The 17,146-nt window shown below is 39.3% G+C and carries 11 protein-coding genes and 1 riboswitch; of the genes, 7 read left to right on the plus strand and 4 right to left on the minus strand.

Going from position 1 to position 17,146, the window contains the following annotated elements:
* The first annotated feature begins 25 nt into the window (after positions 1 to 25).
* A complete protein-coding gene (locus tag Gferi_RS15045) occupies positions 26 to 3,574 on the plus strand; it encodes a response regulator (RefSeq protein ID WP_069977909.1) in 3,549 nt (1,182 codons plus the stop codon).
* 15 nt (positions 3,575 to 3,589) lie between these two features.
* Positions 3,590 to 4,744: a CheR family methyltransferase gene (locus Gferi_RS15050; protein WP_069977911.1), complete on the plus strand. Its 1,155-nt coding sequence runs from the start codon at positions 3,590 to 3,592 to the stop codon at positions 4,742 to 4,744.
* A gap of 245 nt (positions 4,745 to 4,989) precedes the next feature.
* On the opposite strand, the gene Gferi_RS15055 is transcribed toward Gferi_RS15050, so the two are convergent.
* From Gferi_RS15055 to Gferi_RS15065, 3 genes are all read right to left on the minus strand, one after another.
* Positions 4,990 to 6,348 carry a PFL family protein gene (locus Gferi_RS15055; RefSeq protein WP_069977913.1) on the minus strand — a complete coding sequence of 453 codons (1,359 nt, stop codon included), beginning with the start codon at positions 6,346 to 6,348 and terminating at the stop codon, positions 4,990 to 4,992.
* A gap of 15 nt (positions 6,349 to 6,363) precedes the next feature.
* Complete coding sequence (locus Gferi_RS15060) at positions 6,364 to 6,633, minus strand: ACT domain-containing protein (protein WP_069977914.1); 270 nt, start codon at positions 6,631 to 6,633, stop codon at positions 6,364 to 6,366.
* Positions 6,634 to 6,782: 149 nt separating this feature from the next.
* Positions 6,783 to 6,874: riboswitch (glycine riboswitch) on the minus strand.
* Positions 6,875 to 6,979: 105 nt separating this feature from the next.
* The gene (locus Gferi_RS15065) at positions 6,980 to 8,569 is read right to left on the minus strand and encodes an ABC-F family ATP-binding cassette domain-containing protein (RefSeq protein WP_069977919.1); all 1,590 of its coding nucleotides are present in this window, start codon (positions 8,567 to 8,569) and stop codon (positions 6,980 to 6,982) included.
* A 227-nt stretch (positions 8,570 to 8,796) separates the two neighbouring features.
* Here Gferi_RS15065 and Gferi_RS15070 point away from each other — a divergent pair, with 227 nt between their 5' ends.
* From Gferi_RS15070 to Gferi_RS28185, 5 genes are all read left to right on the plus strand, one after another.
* Complete coding sequence (locus Gferi_RS15070; protein WP_069977924.1) at positions 8,797 to 10,650, plus strand: MutS family DNA mismatch repair protein; 1,854 nt, start codon at positions 8,797 to 8,799, stop codon at positions 10,648 to 10,650.
* Between the two features lie 91 nt (positions 10,651 to 10,741).
* Complete coding sequence (menA, locus tag Gferi_RS15075; protein WP_069977926.1) at positions 10,742 to 11,704, plus strand: 1,4-dihydroxy-2-naphthoate polyprenyltransferase; 963 nt, start codon at positions 10,742 to 10,744, stop codon at positions 11,702 to 11,704.
* A gap of 14 nt (positions 11,705 to 11,718) precedes the next feature.
* The gene (locus Gferi_RS15080; protein ID WP_069981455.1) at positions 11,719 to 13,908 is read left to right on the plus strand and encodes a DNA topoisomerase III; all 2,190 of its coding nucleotides are present in this window, start codon (positions 11,719 to 11,721) and stop codon (positions 13,906 to 13,908) included.
* A 172-nt stretch (positions 13,909 to 14,080) separates the two neighbouring features.
* Positions 14,081 to 15,325 (plus strand): S-methyl-5-thioribose kinase, encoded by a 1,245-nt coding sequence (gene mtnK, locus Gferi_RS15085; RefSeq protein WP_069977928.1) that lies wholly within the window; start codon positions 14,081 to 14,083, stop codon positions 15,323 to 15,325.
* A 225-nt stretch (positions 15,326 to 15,550) separates the two neighbouring features.
* A complete protein-coding gene (locus Gferi_RS28185) occupies positions 15,551 to 15,709 on the plus strand; it encodes a hypothetical protein (protein WP_156782410.1) in 159 nt (52 codons plus the stop codon).
* 85 nt (positions 15,710 to 15,794) lie between these two features.
* Here the strand turns inward: Gferi_RS28185 and Gferi_RS15095 are convergent, their stop codons facing one another.
* Positions 15,795 to 16,871, minus strand: coding sequence for a M24 family metallopeptidase (locus Gferi_RS15095; protein ID WP_069977931.1), 1,077 nt, complete (start codon positions 16,869 to 16,871; stop codon positions 15,795 to 15,797).
* Between the last annotated feature and the right edge of the window lie 275 nt (positions 16,872 to 17,146).

Here is a 17,146-nt window from a genome sequence, read left to right on the forward strand (position 1 = left end):
AAATCTTCGAGAAGGGGGAATTTGAGTGCAATGGCTAAGGGATTTGAGTATCCGAAGCAGATTAATCAGTATAGTATTATTTTCCATAGTTGTATTTTGCGGTTTTGGCATTTTTACAATCATAGGAATGAATCGCCTGGGGACCGTAACCAGTAGAATCTATGAGGACCCTCTAACTGTGTCTAATGCGGCTGTCGAAGCCAGGGTCAATATAATAAAGATACAGAGAGCCATAAAGGGTTTTATCCTTTCCCCAAAGGACGAAGCAGCGAATGAAGAAATGCAGGATGTAGAGGTTCTAGGGAATAGAGTATTAGAGTGTTTAAACATCATTAAGCAGCAGGCAGGACTGAAAGAGAACCAGGAGGCTGAAAAGGAAGTAAGAGAATTATTTCTTAAATGGAGAAAAAGCCATGAGCAAGTTTATGCACTGGTTTTAGAAAACAGACAGGAAGAGGCTGCTAGCATCACAAGGCTGCAAAATAGTCCTCTGGTAGAGCAGATGGATGCGAAGCTAATGCAGATTGACTACAATGCCCAAAACTTTGCCGACAGCCTGGTCCTCCAAGCCCGGCAGATCGAAAAGAATCTTAGGCTTGTTCTTATTTTACTGATTATTGGCTTGGGTATTATGTTTACTCTTTTTGTCTGGCTGAATATACGCAGCATTTTGAGACCTATTGAGATGTTAAAGGCTGCTATGAATAGAAGCACTGTGACAGGAAAGCTTGAGAAAGCAGATTTGGCTGGAGACAATGAAATTACAGAAATGTCTAAGTTCTACAACCTTTTGGTTCAAAAGCTTGAAAACCAGTTCTGGATAAAAGACAACCAGAATTTATTAAATCATGAAATGTCAGGAACCCTTTCATTAGATGGGTTAACCCAGAGGGCCTTAAATCTTTTAGCCAGGGAGTTAAATGCTGGAAAAGGCACTTTCTATTTATATGATCCGAAGGAAAAATCCCTTCATCTCCACGCTTCTTTTGCATTTACACAAAGGGAGCATCTGTCCAATTGCTACCGGTTAGGGGAAGGAATTATTGGACAGGTTGCTCTGGAAAAAAAGCCAATTCTTCTTAAAAATATCAATAAACAAGAAATGTATATTGAAACAGGCGTGCTTCATGAAGCTCCCCTCAATGTATATACTTTTCCATTAATACATGAGGCGGAGCTGTATGGGGTTATTGAACTGGCATCTTTTGAGCCCTTTGATGAATTAAAGCAAGAGTTTTTGAATGAGGGGGCGAATATTGTTGCCATTAATCTCTACTCAGCAATCCAGAATCAAAAGGTAAAAGATTTGCTCGCGATTTCTGAAGAAGCCCAAAGAGAAGCGAGAACTGCAGCAGATCAATTAAAGCGTGCCAATAGGACATTAGAAGAACAGCAGGTGCTATTACAGCAGCAGACAGAAGAATTACAGAAAACCAATGCTGAGTTGGAAGAACAGCAGCAACAGCTGCAGCAGCAAAGTGAAGAATTGCAGCAGACCAATTCTCAACTGGAAGAACAGCAGCAACAGCTGGAAGAACAATCCGTACTTTTAAATAAGAGAAACCGCGACTTGGAAATATCAAGGGGTGAGCTGCAGAAACGGTCCAAGCAGCTTGAAATCTCAAATAAATATAAGTCTGAGTTTTTAGCCAATATGTCCCATGAACTGCGGACACCATTGAATTCAATTATTTTATTATCCAGACTGCTCATGAGAAAGGATAAGGATGGACTGGGAAAAGAAAACTACGAAAAAATAAATGTTATTTACAATTCAGGACAAGAATTGCTGCGCCTGATCAACGATATTCTGGATTTATCTAAGATAGAAGCAGGAAAAATGGATATAAACCAGGCAGAATTTCATACAAAGGCTTTAGCTACAGAGCTGCGGCAGCTGTTTGAAAGTATTGCACAGGAAAAGAAAATAGAATTTAACGTAGTGGATGAGCTCAACGCTGTCCTTTCAGGAGATCGGGATAAGATTTCACAAATACTGCGTAATTTCATATCCAATGCCATAAAGTTTACGGAGAAAGGCTCTGTCTCACTTAGAATAATGGCCGATAAGCAACAGAACAACAGGGTTAAGTTTTCCGTAACCGATACAGGTATTGGAGTTAGCGAAGAAAACATGTCTAGAATTTTTCAGGAATTTCAGCAAGGGGATGGGTCTATCTCCCGAAAATTTGGGGGGACGGGACTAGGGCTCTCTATTTCTAAGAAACTTGCGGAATTGCTGGGCGGAGAAATTCAGGTAAGCAGTAAAGTAGGGGAGGGAAGTACCTTTACGTTATACTTAAAAGACAGCAGCCTGCTATCGAAGGAAAACTACGCAGCCAAGGAATATACGGATGCCCTGCAGGAATGTGCGGCGGCAACCAGTGAGTCAAACTTTGTACAGAAGTCAGAGAAAGTAATCTTGATCATTGAAGACGATGAGAATTTTGCGAATCACATTATGGAAATGAATAAGGCCATGGGATTTGATACGATTGTTGGAAAAAGTGGAAAGGAAGGCCTGCATTATGCAAAAGAATACCCTGTTGACGGTATTTTATTAGATTTAATGCTTCCAGATATGAGTGGAATTGACGTTTTAAGAGAATTGAAGCGTACAGCAGCGCTTAGAAAAATTCCTGTTCATGTAATTTCAGCAAAGGATAAGAACAATCTCCTTCAAAAAATGGGAGCCATCGGCTACCAGCAAAAACCGGTAGAAGAGCAAGATCTTGTAGAGAGCATTTCAAAGCTGGTAGATTTTTCAAATAAGAAACAAAAACAACTGTTAATTATCGAAGATAATGAAGCACAGCGTAAAGCCATGGAAGCATTAATTTCCGGAGAAGATGTGCAGATTCAAACTGCAGGTACGGAAGAAGAGGCAATATTGGAAATCGATAAAGGGATCTATGATGCCATTATTTTAGATTTGGGACTTGGATCGGGGGATGGAATCAACATTTGCAAGTATATTGAGGAGAAAAAACTGGAAACCCCTGTTATCGTTTATACAGGAAGCGATTTGACAGTCCAGCAGGAAAAAGAGATTAGAAAATATACAGACAGCATTATTATAAAAACAGCAAACTCCGATGCGCGATTACTGGATGAAGTAACCTTATTTTTGCACCAAGTGAAGAAGAGGGAAGAAAGAGATCAATATCTGCTTTCCAAGACAAACAAGGACTATGCACTGCGATTGGATGGAAAAAAGATACTGATTGTCGATGACGATCCTAGAAATCTCTTTGTTTTGGCAACGGCACTTGAAGAATATGGAGCAGAAATTCTTGAAGCTGAAAACGGGGAAGCGGCACTTAAAAAGTTGAATCGACAGGCAGTGGATTTGATTCTGATGGATGTTATGATGCCAGTTATGGACGGATTAGAGACCATGAAAAAAATCCGGGAGGATAAAAGCCTTCAAAATATCCCGATTATTGCAATAACTGCAAAATCCTTAAAGGAAGATAGAGCTAAATGCATTGCAGCTGGGGCAAATGATTATGTTTCCAAACCGGTTGATTATGATGTTCTCATCCGATTAGTAAAAGCGTGGATAAATAAGTAAGAAGGAGAAAACGTTATGAATATAAATATCCACTATGACGGAAAAGGGATCAGACATATGGCCATCATTGGGGAGTTAGATACACGGGAAAAAATCCAACAACTTTTAAGTCACATGGAGCAAAACATAGAAGAAACACATATAACTTTTTTTGATAGCAGTATACTTCATTGGAGCATTATAGAAAAATTATACGCCTTACAGAAGCATAAGCGGTCTAGAGTATTTGTATTAAAGCCCTATCTTTATGCTTATTTGTCTAAAATAGGTATTCGCAGCTATTATGTTGCACAGGAACCTGAGGGATGTAAAAAGGAGTCGGAAGTGACAACCAGAAATAGTAAGGCGCTTTATGCACAGCAGGTGATGGATTTTTTAACGGCAATATATGATCAGTACGGGTATGATTATACCCAGTACCAAATAGATAGTATTATGAGGAGGATTAAGCTCTGTATGCTGAAAGAAAATATACAGAGCTTTGAAGTATTCAAAAGGGTTGTACTAGAGAATGAAGAAGTATTTGAGCGTCTTTTTCTGGATTTTTCCATCAATATTACGGATTTTTTTAGGGACCCGGAGGTCTTTGCAGCAATTAGAGATAAGATACTACCCTATTTAGATTCTTTTCATCACATTAAGATATGGTGTGCCGGGTGTTCTACAGGGCAAGAAGCCTATTCCCTTGCAATAATGCTGGATGAGCTCAACATGCTGAATAAAACCCAGATATATGCTACGGACATTAATCCCTTTGTAGTAGAAGAAGCAGAAAATGGTCTATATCCGCTGGCTGGAATAGAGAATAATATAAGAAATTATAGAAATGCAAAGGGCTCAAAAAGCTTCATGAAGTATTTTAAGGTAAAAGAGACATATATGGAAATAGACGTGAGGCTAAAAAAAAGTATTCTATTCTTTCAGCATAGCCTGGTGAATAGTGGGAGCATCAATGAGTTTCAATTGATTCTTTGCAGAAATGTACTGATTTATTTTTCCCCGGATCTACAGAAAAATATTTTAAAGAACTTCTACTGCTCCCTAAACCAAAATGGATTTTTAATATTAGGCAAAAGGGAAGGAATATTAAATAATGGGGGACATCAATATTTTTGCAATTATGACCCGGAAAACCGAATGTTCAGGAGAAGAGCACTAAAAGAGGCATAGCAGATTCTCCCTATAAGTAAATCAAAATGAAGGTAACTTATAAAAACAATGAGGATGAATAGATGATTACACACCTGCATTCTAATCATTCATGCCTTTCATCCGCCCTGCATCAGGAAGGAATGTCCGTTTAAGAGTCCATGTCCCATTTGGAGCGCTTGGCAGCGATAGGGAAGGCAGAAAAAAATATAGAGAATGAAATTAAAAAAGAGCTTGCAGATAAAAATACTGCAAGCTCTTTTTTATTAATTTTTAAAGCTGTGAACCGGTGCTGGGATTCTGCCTCCGCGGCTGATGAAATCATTGCTTGAAAATTTGCTGACAGCCATGATGGGCGCATGGCCGAGAAGGCCGCCAAATTCTACCGTATCCCCTAGGGACTTTCCATGTACAGGAATAATCCTGACTCCTGTAGTCTTATTATTAATTACCCCAATGGCAGCTTCATCGGCAATGATGGCCGATAAGGTGGAAGCCGGAGTATCTCCCGGGACTGCAACCATATCGATACCTACAGAGCATACAGCGGTCATAGCCTCTAGTTTATCAAGACTCAATGAGCCAATGTTCACTGCATGAATCATGCCTTCGTCTTCACTGACAGGGATAAAGGCGCCGCTGAGTCCTCCCACATGGGAGGATGCCATGATACCCCCTTTTTTTACTGCATCGTTCAGCAGGGCCAAGGCGGCTGTTGTGCCATGGCAGCCGCAGCTTTCCAAACCCATTTCCTCTAAAATTCTACCGACACTGTCACCAATGGCTGGAGTAGGCGCTAAGGATAAATCTACAATCCCAAAGGGAACCTGAAGGCGTTTCGAAGCTTCTTGGGCCACCAACTGGCCCACACGGGTAATTTTAAAAGCTGTTTTTTTGATGGTTTCAGCTACTACATCAAAGGGCTGGCCCTTGGTGCCTTCCAGTGCTGACTTTACCACACCGGGGCCGCTAATACCAACGTTAATGATGCATTCAGCTTCTCCGACACCATGAAATGCCCCTGCCATAAAGGGGTTATCCTCAACTGCATTGGCGAATACCACCAGTTTTGCACAACCGATGCTATCCCTATCCTTTGTAAGATCAGCAGTTTTTTTAATGATGAGTCCTAAATCACGAACAGCGTCCATATTGATACCGGATTTCGTACAGCCTACATTGATGGATGCACATACTTTTTCTGTTACGGATAATGCTTCAGGAATTGAATGGATCAATGTCCGATCTCCTTTTGTGTAGCCCTTCTGTACCAGAGCAGAGTAACCGCCGATAAAGTTGATGCCTACCGTCTCAGCTGCCTGGTCTAAAGTTTTAGCATAAGCAACATAATCAGGGTCTTGACTGGATTGTGCCACAAGTGCAATCGGTGTAACAGAGATTCTTTTATTGATGATGGGGATACCGTATTCTGTTTCAATCTCATCGCCTACTTTCACAAGATTTTCAGCGCATTTTGTAATCTTATCATAAATTTTTATCCTTGATTTCTTTCCATCGCTGTCACAGCAATCTAAAAGGGAGATGCCCATGGTGATCGTACGAATATCCAATTTTTCCTTCTCAATCATTCGAATGGTTTCCATGATATTTTTATAATTAATCATCTGCTCAACTCCAGTCTATATGGTATGCATGGAATGAAAAATATCTTCATGCTGAATTCGGATGGACATGCCCAAATCCTGTCCGGATTCCTCCAGTTTTGTCTTCAATTCTTTAAAATCGATGGTCATGGATTCTAAATCTACGAGCATGATCATGGTAAAATACTCTTGCAAAAGAGTTTGGGTGATGTCCAGGATGTTAATCTGGTACGCTTTTAATACCGTTGTTACCCCATGAATAATACCAATCTTGTCTTTTCCAATCACAGTGATGAAAGCTTTCATTTAAAAAATCTCCTCCTTTATTAAGTTTTTCCGGAAAAAAATAAGAGACCAAATGGAATCATTTTGTCTCTGGAAAATTAGAATTCATACTAAAAGAATATATTCTGCTTATTGTATACACAAAAAGCAAGAGATATAATTCCCTTAATAAAAATTCCCCTGTCCTTTTACCTGAGAGTTTCACCAAGCAAGCTTGGCTTTCCCCTTCGGTGCTCTTATGAGTCTCTCCAGAGGCTCGTCCAGCAGCGGTCTAACCAGTATTCCGCTGCCTTCAACCGATTTCTTTGAAATTTTATGGAAATTAAAACCTATTATAACACAAACATTTTATAAAAAGCAACCTTATTTATAACCCGATGCTCTCCAGGTATTCATCGTAGGTCATTTGCTTATCGATGATGCCAGAAGGGGTGATTTCAATAATTCTATTGGCAATTGTCTGGATAAACTGGTGGTCATGGGAAGTAAAGAGTACATTACTCTTAAAATCTCTTAAACCGTTGTTTACTGCAGTAATGGATTCTAGGTCCAAATGGTTTGTAGGCTGATCTAAAATCAATACATTGGCACTGCTTAACATCATTCTGGAAAGCATGCATCTTACCCGCTCACCTCCAGAAAGTACCTTAGCCTGCTTGAGGGCTTCTTCTCCGGAGAAAAGCATTCTGCCCAAGAAGCCGCGCAGATAGCTTTCAGATTTTTCTTCAGAAAACTGGCGCATCCAGTCCACTAAGTTCAACTCTACATCATTAAAGAATTCGGAGTTATCCTTTGGAAAGTAAGCCTTCGTGATGGTAACACCCCATTTGAAGGTGCCGCTGTCAGCTTCCATTTCTCCCATCAGAATTTTAAAAAGTGTGGTATTAACGATTTCGCGGCTGCCTACAAAGGCGATTTTATCTCCTTTGGATACAGTAAAGCTGACATTGTCCAATATTTTTTCACCATCAATCGTTTTTGTTAATCCCTCTACGAAAAGAATGTCATTCCCAACTTCCCGTTCCGGTTTGAAGCCCACATAAGGATATTTTCTACTGGAAGGTTGAATATCATCAATTGTGATTTTTTCCAACAGTTTTTTCCGGGAGGTTGCTTGCTTGGATTTTGATGCATTGGCGCTAAAGCGAGCAATAAACTCCTGAAGCTCTTTTATTTTTTCTTCCTTTTTCTTATTTTGATCCTTCATCATCTGCAGGGCGAGCTGACTGGACTCATACCAGAAATCGTAGTTACCTACAAACAACTTAATCTTGCCGAAGTCAACATCTGCCATATGGGTACAAACCTTATTCAAGAAATGTCTATCATGGGATACAACAATGACGATTCCTTCAAATTCAATAAGGAATTCCTCCAGCCAGTTAATAGACTTTATGTCCAAGTGATTGGTAGGCTCATCCAGGATCAGGATTCCTGGCTTGCCAAACAAAGCTTGTGCAAGGAGTACCTTTACTTTTTCTGCACCGGAGAGATCCGCTACCTTTTTATCGTGTAGTGCTGTACCAATTCCAAGACCCTGAAGCAGGGAAGATGCTTCTGCTTCTGCTTCCCAACCATTTAATTCTGCAAACTCACCTTCAAGCTCCGATGCCTTGATGCCATCTTCATCTGTAAAGTCTTCCTTTGCATAAATGGCATCCTTTTCTTTCATGATCTCATATAATCTGGCATTTCCCATAATAACCGTTTCGAGTACCTGATTTTCATCATACTGGTAGTGATCCTGTTTTAGGACAGACATTCGAATGGTGGAAGGAATGCTTACGTCCCCTGTATTAGGTTCGATCTCTCCAGATAGGATCTTTAGGAAAGTACTCTTTCCTGCTCCGTTGGCTCCGATTACGCCATAGCAGTTACCCGGTGTGAATTTTAGATTTACATCTTCAAAGAGTTTACGTTCTCCATATCTTAAGCTTATATTGGTTACTGTGATCACTTGATTACCATCCTTCTATATGAATTTAATTAATCTTCGCGATATTATACCACATATTGAATTGTATTACATCAAGGAATAAATTGTAAAGCCATATAAAGTTGAACTTTTTTTAAAAGGATCAATAAACATAGGATATAATAGGATTAAGAAAGAATCATAAAATCTGGAAAAAATAAAGAGAATAATAGACAGAGGCTGAAAAACATGTATGGGGAGAGAAAAACTTGAAGACTGCAAAGGAAACTTATAAAAAAAGAATAGAACATTATGAGAAAAAGTCATCAAAATTACTAAAGGAAATGAATAGGGTTAGTCACTTGCGTATATTTACTGCAGCAGCAGCTGTTTTCAGTATGATATTCTTGTCTAAAACAGCTATAAATTATGTAACTTGGGGAATTGGATTTTTGTTCTTTATCATATTTATATATCTGGTCTATATGCATCATCGAATGAAGAGCGTCAACCGGTATTTAATCATGTTAAAGGAAGTAAATGAAACTTCTATGAAGCGGATAAACGGAGAGTGGAAAGAATTTCCCGATAAAGGAGATGTCTTTCAAGAGGAAGACCATGATTTTTCAAAGGATTTGGATATCTTTGGACAAGGATCTCTTTATCAGTGGACCAGCACGGCCAATACCTGTATGGGAAAAGCAAAATTGGCAGAGATGCTGACAAGTCCCTGTAAGGATAAAGTGCAAATAGAGGAGAGGCAGGCTGCTATTCAGGAACTGGCTCAGAAACGTTGGTGGCGTCAACGGCTTCAGGCAGAAAGCATGTTGAAGGGAGAAGAGGCGCAGGATATAGAGGAATTGCTGCAGTGGGCAGAAAATGATCATCCTCTTTATTCAAGAACCTGGGTGAGGATCTTCTTGCGGCTGCTTCCTGTTGTTACAACCATTACACTGTTGCTGGCCTTTTCAACGAATCTTTTGGCAAGATATATTCCGCTGCTGTTACTTGCAGTTCACTTTTTCTTGCTTTCCTATGATGTAAAAAAAAGAACACAAGAGCTGGCGCTGATTTACCGATGCAAAAACAGTATTAAGGTCTATGGAAAAATATTGAGTCATTTCGAAAAAGTTCATTTTGAGTCAAGCTATTTAGGCAGCTTAAAGGAGCGGTTGATGGACTCGAGAGGAGTTACTGCTGTAGCACAGATCAAGAAGTTAGAGGGGGTTGTAGATCAGATTTTGAATAGAAACAACATGGCCTTTTTTCCGATTAATTTGCTGGTTTTATGGGACTACCAGTGTATGCTTGCAGTAGAGGATTGGAAACAGCAGGCAGGACCCATGCTGCGAAGATATCTGGAAGTTATTGGAGAGATAGAAGGACTTGCCAGCTTGGCACTGATCAGATACGATTATCCGCAGTGGGTGATGCCGGAGATCACAAAAACGCCTTCCAGGTTAAATGCGAAGACGATCGGACATCCGCTGCTGACCAATAAGCAGGTATGTAACGATGTAGCTATCGATACACCAGCCAAGGTATTGTTAATTACAGGGTCCAATATGTCTGGGAAAAGTACTTTGCTAAGAACCTTAGGAATTAACCTTGTGCTGGCCTATGCCGGAGCTCCTGTTTGTGCAAAAATTATGGAATGCTCTATGCTGCAGATCTATACCTGCATGAGAATCAGTGACAACCTTGAGAAAAGCATCTCTTCCTTTTATGGAGAACTATTGAGAATTAAAAGAATTGTTGAGGCTAGTAAGAAAGATGGACAAGTGTTCTTTTTGTTAGATGAAATTTTTAAAGGGACCAATTCTCATGATCGTCATATGGGTGCGAAGATGTTGATACAGCAGTTACATCATAATAATGCTATTGGACTGGTTTCTACCCATGACCTGGAACTGGGAGAACTGGAAAAAGAAAGTGGGCAGATCGTAAAAAACTATCACTTTCAGGAGCACTATAGAGACAATCAAATCTATTTTGATTATAAGCTACGACCAGGAATATCAACCACTAGAAATGCATTATACCTCATGAAAATGGCCGGTGTAGAATTTGAAGATGGAGAAGAAGTTTTAGCGGAAAAGCATGCTGTAAATGCAAAACCCTGATTGGAGCAAGTTGACAATAGCAATGGGGCTGTGATAAATATTAAATAAGCAAGTTGATACTGTGGAGGTAGATAATAAGGAGGATTTATCCATGTCATTAAGTTGTTTCTTAAAATTAGTAGAGATTCAAACAAAAGTTGCCAGCGCAATTCCCTTTTCTTTAGGGACTCTCTATGCACTGTATCGGTTCCAGCAGTTCAACTTAAAGAACTTTCTGCTCATGTTTATTTCCTTGTTGGCTTTTGATATGGTAACAACAGTAATCAACAATTATTTAGATTATAAAAAGGCAATCAAAACCCATGGATTCAACTATGAAACCCATAATGCAATCGTAAAATATGACTTGAAAGAATCTATTGTTATAGCAACGATTGCAATCCTATTGGCAATTGCTGTATGTGTAGGCTTCTTACTCTTTCTGAATACCAATAAGGTCGTACTATTATTAGGTGTCATCTCCTTTATCGTAGGGGTATTGTATTCTTTTGGACCGATGCCTATATCAAGGATGCCCTTGGGGGAAATTTTCTCCGGTCTTTTTATGGGTTTTGTTATTGTATTTATCTCTGCTTATATACATGTATATGACAAAAATATCATTACACTGCTGTATCATGATGGCATGCTTAGATTAGAGATGAATATTGTGGAGCTGTTATACCTCTTTTTGATGTCTGTACCGGCCGTGATGGGGATTGCCAATATCATGCTGGCCAACAATATCTGCGACATAGAGGATGATATGGAGAATAAGCGGTATACGTTACCGATTTATATCGGAAAGGAAAATGCATTAAAGCTGTTTAAAGCCTTATACTATATCACTTATGCAGATATTATTCTACTACTGATTGTAGGTGTAGAGCCTATGATTTCTCTATTGATGCTGCTGACGCTGATTCCGGTCAGAAAAAATTTAAAGATTTTTTATGAGAGGCAGACGAAGCGGGATACCTTTATATTGGCTGTGAAGAATTTTATAATCATTAACGTCAGTAGAATTTTTACCATTGGAACTGCATTATTGATTAATTTTTTCCTAATTCACTAGAAGGGATTGTTATGATGAGTAAAGCGATCGTACTGGCAGAAAAGCCTTCCGTTGGAAGAGATATTGCCAGGGTATTGAATTGTAATAAAAAAGGAAACGGTTATTTCGAAGGAGAACGGTATATTGTTACCTGGGCCTTAGGACATTTAGTAACCTTAGCAGACCCAGAAGTTTATGATCAAAAATATGCTGCTTGGAAGATAGAAGATTTGCCTATGCTGCCCCAGCATCTTAAGCTTGTGGTCATCAAGCAGAGCAGCAAACAATATCATACGGTCAAGGAGCTAATGGGCAGAAGGGATGTCAATGAAATCATCATTGCTACAGATGCAGGCCGAGAGGGAGAATTGGTAGCCCGTTGGATTATCGAAAAAGCACAGGTTAAGAAACCCATCAAAAGACTATGGATTTCTTCGGTAACCGATAAAGCTATCCGTGAAGGATTTCAGAAGCTGCGGAACGGAAAAGAATATGAAAACCTATATGCCTCAGCAGTAGCCCGGTCTGAGGCGGATTGGCTGGTTGGGATCAATGCTACCCGCGCCTTGACTTGCAAGTATAATGCCCAACTATCTTGCGGCAGGGTACAGACGCCGACACTGGCAATAATCGCTAGAAGAGAACAGGAGATTCAAAGCTTTCAACCCAAGACTTTTTATGGGATTACCGCAGATACAGAGAAACTAAAGCTTACCTGGCAGGATAAACAGTCAAAAGATGTAAAAAGCTTTGACAAGGACAAAGTTGACAAAATCTTAATAGATTTACAAAAGAAAGATGCCCAAGTGATAGAGGTAGATAAAGTTCATAAAAAAAGTTTTTCACCCCAGCTCTATGACTTGACAGAGCTGCAAAGAGACGCCAACCGGGTATTTGGATATTCGGCCAAGGAAACGCTTTCGATTATGCAAAAACTTTATGAACAGCATAAGCTGTTAACTTACCCGAGAACAGATTCACGATATCTTTCAACAGATATTGTAGATACCTTAAAAGACCGGATTAAAGGCTGCAGCGTAGGGCCTTATGCTGCAATAGGGGGCAAGCTTTTGAGACAGCCGGTCAAGGCAAATAAAAGCTTTGTGGATGACGGCAAGGTATCTGATCATCATGCCATCATACCCACAGAACAGACTGCCTTTTTAGGAGATTTGAATGATAAGGAAAGAAAAATATACGATTTGGTTGTAAAGCGTTTTTTTGCCGTACTCTATCCCCCCTTTGAATACGAACAGACAACGATCAAAGCAAAAATCGGAGAAGAACTGTTTATTGCAAAGGGAAAAAGAGTGATTGCTCAAGGATGGAAAGAGGTATATGGCAATCACTTTGAAGAGGAAGGCCAAAAAGAGGATGTTTCAGAACAAACACTGCCGCTTGTAAATCAAGGAGATAAACTTCCAGTTATAGTCCTTGTACAAACAAAGGGACAGACAAAACCTCCGGCACCATTTAATGAAGGAACTCTGCTTTCAGCTATGGAAAATCCGGTAAAATACATGGCAGGTGAAGCTAAGGAACTAATTAAAACCATTGGTGAGACGGGAGGTTTAGGTACTGTAGCTACACGGGCAGATATTATTGAAAAGCTTTTTAACAGTTTTTTGATTGAAAAAAGAGGAAAAGACATTTGGATTACGTCTAAGGGAAAACAACTGCTGGAATTGGTTCCAGAGGAACTCAAATCTCCTTCGCTAACGGCCCAGTGGGAACAAAAACTGGGTGCCATTGCCAAAGGGAGCTTGAAAAAAGACACTTTTCTTCAAGAGATGAGGATCTATGCAAAAGAAGTGGTACAGGAGATTAAAAACAGTGAAGAGAATTTCCGTCACGACAATCTTACAAAAACAAAGTGTCCTGAATGCGGAAAATATATGCTGGAGGTAAAAGGAAAAAAAGGAAAGATGCTGGTTTGTCAGGATCGGGATTGCGGTCATCGAAAGCGTCTTGCTACCGTTACAAATGCACGATGCCCAAATTGTCATAAAAAGCTGGAACTGAGAGGCGAAGGAGAAGGACAGATATTTGTCTGCCCCTGCGGTCATCGTGAAAAGCTTTCTGCCTTCCAGGAACGAAAGAAGCAGGACAGTAACAAGGTATCCAAAAAGGATGTAGCCAAGTATCTAAATCAACAGAAAAAGGTACAGGATGAGCCGGTGAATACAGCCTTGGCCGAGGCGCTGGCAAAGCTGAAGCTGAAGTAGGTGAGTACCCCTTCTGACGAAGGGGTACTCTTTTGCAAACAATAGGGATTACTGCTTTGCCAGAACACAAAAAAGTATAACAAGTAGGCAAAATTGTATCCTTTTACCTTTATTGACAACCAATAAGGGGCATGATATCATTTTCCCAACAAGTGGGAGTAGGTGACGACAAATGATGATCATTACAACAGATAATATCGTTGAATATGTTCTGAAGAACACAGAGTTATTTACTACGAGGCAATTGTGTGTAGAGGATATCAGTGATTTTAACCCTCAAGAAGAAAAAGAAGGTTTTGTAAACTATATCTACAGAGTTTATAATCACGAAAAATCTGTTATCGTCAAGCAGGCAAGACCCTATCTGAAATATTTCGGAGAAAGCTATACGCTCACACCGTTGAGGAATCTTCTGGAACATGAAACCCTAAAGTTAAGAGGGGGAATTGTTCCTCAATATACGCCAAAGACTTTTTTTATTGATAAGGAAAACAATATTTTCATTATGGAGGATTTATCTTATTTAAAGGTAATGCGTTTCCAGTTAAATAAAATGATGTACTTTCCCAAATTTTCCAAGCAGATAGGGGAATATCTAGCCAAGTCAAACTTCTATACATCGGAACTTTATCTGGATGCAGAAACGCATAGACTTCTTCAAGCCTCTTTTATTAATGCAGATATGCGATCCATTATGGAAAATGCTGCCTTCATAAGAGGTGCCTTTGCAGAGATTGATTATAACACGCCCAACAAAAGGCTGTTAAATGTATCGGAACGCGTATGGTCGAAGGAGGAAATTATTCTAGAGTGCTATAAAATGAGGGATATTTTTATGAAAAGAGGTGAGTGCCTCATTCATGGAGATTTACATACCTCAAATATTTTCATTGATTGTGACCGCATGAAGATCATTGATATGGAATATACCTTCATGGGCCCCTATTCCTTTGATATGGGATATCTCATCGCTAATTTTGTATCTCAGTTTTCAGCGTTCACCTTTAAATCGAATATAGGCGAAGAGCAAAAAGAAAACTACTGCTGCTACCTGCTGAATACCATTAAGGAAATGTATGAATATTATGTGCATTACTTTAATGAATGCTGGGAGAAGGATTTAAAAGAAGAGTATAGAAGTGTAAAAGGCTACAAGGAATCCATTTTAGATACATTTTTATCGGAGGTAATCGGTTTTGCTGCCTGTGCCAATATGATCAGGCTCATATCACTAGCCGGTTATCCAGATTATGATGTGATGGAGGAGATGGCGGATAAATGCAATGCCCAGGGTTTATCCATTGTCATAGATCAATTTATGCTGCTTAACAGGAGTAAAATAAAATCTATTGATGAGCTGATCCATATCATTTTAGATATTCGGAAAGATTATATAAAAAATACGCTCCTAAAATAAAACAGCTTTGGTATCTGCCAAAGCTGTTTTATTTTCTAAAGACATAAGGAATAGTTAGAATGAGAGAAGATGACAAAGGAGAATAAATATCCGTTAAAAAAAATTATTAAAAAACTGTTTAGACTTTTACTTTTTGGATATAAAAGTAGTATGAAATTAAAGATGGATCAAAGTCTGTACTCTGACCATCTCTCAATATTGATAAAAAAAAGGAGGAGATTTAAAATGAAGTATAAAAACCCATATGGAATTGATGTTCTTCAACAAAACGAAAGAGAGAATAAGAAAAGATTAGAAAGACTTGAATCTTACATAAAGCAAATTGCAGATGACTTAAAAGATATGGAGTTGAAGTTAGAGCAGTTTGAAGCTCTCGGCAAATGATAAGAAATTATATAAGTATTACATAGCAAAAGGAGGGTGTTTGTCATACCCTCCTTTTGCTATGCACGGGCTTATATATGAATTTCTATCCGATAACGCTTAGTTCTTTGCTGAACTTATTCAGCACCTCGCAACCATCCTCAGTCACCAACACCAAATCTTCGATCCGGACACCAAATTCTCCAGGAAGATAAATGCCCGGCTCTATGGAGAAAATCATTCCGGGAGCTACACTGTCAGTATTAACCGCAGAGACATCGCCGAAATCATGCACCTCAATACCGATGGAATGACCTGTACGATGGGTAAAGTATTTGCCATAGCCTTGTTCTTCTATATAGCTTCGGGCAGCAGCATCAATATCGCAAAACCTTACTCCCGGTTTTATAATAGAGATAGCTCGCGCATTGGCTTCTTTAACGATATTATAGACCTTTTGCGCTTTTTCTGATGCAGATTTATAGAAAAACGTTCGTGTCATGTCGGCACAGTAGGAGGCGTGTTTGCAACCGATATCAATAATAATGCTGTCTCCTTCCTTCAATATCCCATTGCCGGGACCGTGATGAGGATCAGCTGCATTGGCCCCGTAAGCGATGATCGGATCAAAGGAAGGGCCTTCTGTACCGAGCTCTTCGTAAATAGCCAACAGCTTTTGTGCCATTTCTTTCTCTGTATGGGTAGAAGATAAGAGATGAATAATGCTGCCCATGGCAGTATCGTTGAAGCTGGATGCTTTGCGCATCAAATCTCTTTCTAAAGAATCTTTTACTGAGCGGATTTGGTCAATTAGAAGAGAACCGTTAACATAATTACAATCGGATTTATGCTCCATTAGCGTTAATAAAAAATGTGACGGCCAGTTTTTATCAATACCTACTACATTTTCGCCCTCCATATGCTGTGCCAGGAGAGTTACAGGCTGGTCAGTATCCTTAAACCAGACCTTATCCACTCCTAAATCTTCATGGACCGGAAAAAGCTCATTAATAAAAAGTTTATGATTTTCCTCCAAGCTTAAATAAAGAACCAACATCCGCTCGCCTGGATGAATCCATTTGCCCAGCAGATAGAATATAGATGCCGGATCTGAGATAATCATTTGAGAGATATGCTGCTGCTGCATTGCGGACAAAACCTTTTCAACGCGTTCTTTATGCATTTCCTTCACTCCTTTATGATGATTTGCGAGACAACCTTATCTATCTTTTCTAGACAAGAATCTATATTCCTTCACGATCATAACAAAAAAGTGAAAAGAAGAGACGCAATGATACATCTGCATTGGGATTCTCTTCTAATAGTATGTTTTTGTAAAAATTGAGCATCCTATCTATTGATCTTACTTTATTTATAGTGTAAAATCTTAATAAGATGCAATAAAGGAGTTTTTTTGATGAGTGAGTTTGTTCTTAACTAACAAATTTAATAAAGTGA

The organism is Geosporobacter ferrireducens (assembly GCF_001750685.1).
Lineage (GTDB): Bacteria > Bacillota > Clostridia > Peptostreptococcales > Thermotaleaceae > Geosporobacter > Geosporobacter ferrireducens.

Excerpts from the sequence above, each read along its gene's own strand:
- Gferi_RS28185 (WP_156782410.1), top strand. The coding sequence starts at position 15,551 with ATGAAGTATAAAAACCCATATGGAATTGATGTTCTTCAACAAAACGAA.
- Gferi_RS15095 (WP_069977931.1), bottom strand. The coding sequence starts at position 16,871 with ATGCATAAAGAACGCGTTGAAAAGGTTTTGTCCGCAATGCAGCAGCAG.
- menA (WP_069977926.1), top strand. The coding sequence starts at position 10,742 with ATGTCATTAAGTTGTTTCTTAAAATTAGTAGAGATTCAAACAAAAGTT.
- Gferi_RS15080 (WP_069981455.1), top strand. The coding sequence starts at position 11,719 with ATGAGTAAAGCGATCGTACTGGCAGAAAAGCCTTCCGTTGGAAGAGAT.
- mtnK (WP_069977928.1), top strand. The coding sequence starts at position 14,081 with ATGATGATCATTACAACAGATAATATCGTTGAATATGTTCTGAAGAAC.
- Gferi_RS15055 (WP_069977913.1), bottom strand. The coding sequence starts at position 6,348 with ATGATTAATTATAAAAATATCATGGAAACCATTCGAATGATTGAGAAG.
- Gferi_RS15060 (WP_069977914.1), bottom strand. The coding sequence starts at position 6,633 with ATGAAAGCTTTCATCACTGTGATTGGAAAAGACAAGATTGGTATTATT.
- Gferi_RS15050 (WP_069977911.1), top strand. The coding sequence starts at position 3,590 with ATGAATATAAATATCCACTATGACGGAAAAGGGATCAGACATATGGCC.